Origin of the sequence: Escherichia sp. MOD1-EC5495 (genome assembly GCF_002965965.1) — a bacterium.
GTDB lineage: Bacteria > Pseudomonadota > Gammaproteobacteria > Enterobacterales > Enterobacteriaceae > Escherichia > Escherichia ruysiae.
Genome location: NZ_PTRI01000052.1, coordinates 1 through 1,331, shown reverse-complemented (window position 1 = coordinate 1,331; position 1,331 = coordinate 1). Strand labels below are relative to the sequence as shown.

Genomic DNA, 1,331 nt, shown 5'->3' with positions numbered 1-1,331 from the left:
TAGACTGGCCCCCTGAATCTCCAGACAACCAATATCACTTAAATAAGTGATAGTCTTAATACTAGTTTTTAGACTAGTCATTGGAGAGCAGATGATTGATGTCTTAGGACCGGAGAAACGCAGACGGCGTACTACACAGGAAAAGATCGCTATTGTTCAGCAGAGTTTTGAACCGGGAATGACGGTCTCCCTTGTTGCCCGGCAACACGGTGTGGCAGCCAGCCAGTTATTTCTCTGGCGCAAGCAATACCAGGAGGGAAGTCTTACTGCTGTGGCCGCAGGAGAGCAGGTCGTTCCTGCCTCTGAACTTGCTGCTGCCATGAAGCAGATTAAAGAACTCCAGCGCCTGCTCGGCAAAAAAACGATGGAAAATGAACTCCTTAAAGAAGCCGTTGAATACGGGCGTGCAAAAAAGTGGATAGCGCACGCGCCCTTATTGCCCGGGGATGGGGAGTAAGCTTAGTCAGCCGTTGTCTCCGGGTGTCGCGTGCGCAGTTGCACGTAATTCTCAGACGAACCGATGACTGGAAAGATGGTCGCCGCAGCCGTCACTCAGATGATACGGATGTGCTTCTCCGTATACACCATGTTATCGGAGAGCTGCCCACGTATGGTTATCGTCGGGTATGGGCGCTGCTTCGCAGACAGGCCGAACTTGATGGTATGCCTGCGATCAATGCCAAACGTGTTTACCGGATCATGCGCCAGAATGCGCTGTTGCTTGAGCGAAAAACCGCTGTACCGCCATCGAAACGGGCACATACTGGCAAAGTTGCCGTGAAAGAAAGCAATCAACGATGGTGCTCTGACGGGTTCGAGTTCCGCTGTGATAACGGAGAAAAACTGCGAGTCACGTTCGCGCTGGACTGCTGTGACCGTGAGGCACTGCACTGGGCAGTCACTACGGGCGGCTTCGACAGTGAAACAGTACAGGACGTAATGCTGGGAGCGGTGGAACGCCGCTTCGGCAACGAGCTTCCGGCGTCTCCAGTAGAGTGGCTGACGGATAATGGTTCATGCTACCGGGCTAATGAAACACGGCAGTTTGCCCGGATGTTGGGGCTTGAACCGAAGAACACGGCGGTGCGGAGTCCGGAGAGTAACGGCATAGCAGAGAGCTTCGTGAAAACGATAAAGCGTGACTACATCAGTATCATGCCTAAACCAGACGGGTTAACGGCAGCAAAGAACCTTGCAGAGGCGTTCGAGCATTATAACGAATGGCATCCGCATAGTGCACTGGGTTATCGCTCGCCACGGGAATATCTGCGGCAGCAGGCCAGTAATGGGTTAAGTGATAACAGGTGTCTGGAAATATAGGGGCAAATCCA

The 1,331-nt window shown here is 52.7% G+C and carries 1 protein-coding gene; it reads left to right on the top strand.

The genetic code is table 11. The features are described 5' to 3' along the window. Positions 1 to 91: 91 nt before the first annotated feature. Positions 92 to 1,320, top strand: a protein-coding gene (locus BEG40_RS21485; protein ID WP_089541817.1) for an IS3 family transposase whose coding sequence is annotated in 2 segments (ribosomal slippage) — positions 92 to 407 and positions 407 to 1,320 — 1,230 coding nt in all. Because the reading frame shifts where the segments join, the coding sequence is not laid out codon by codon here. Positions 1,321 to 1,331: the final 11 nt, after the last annotated feature.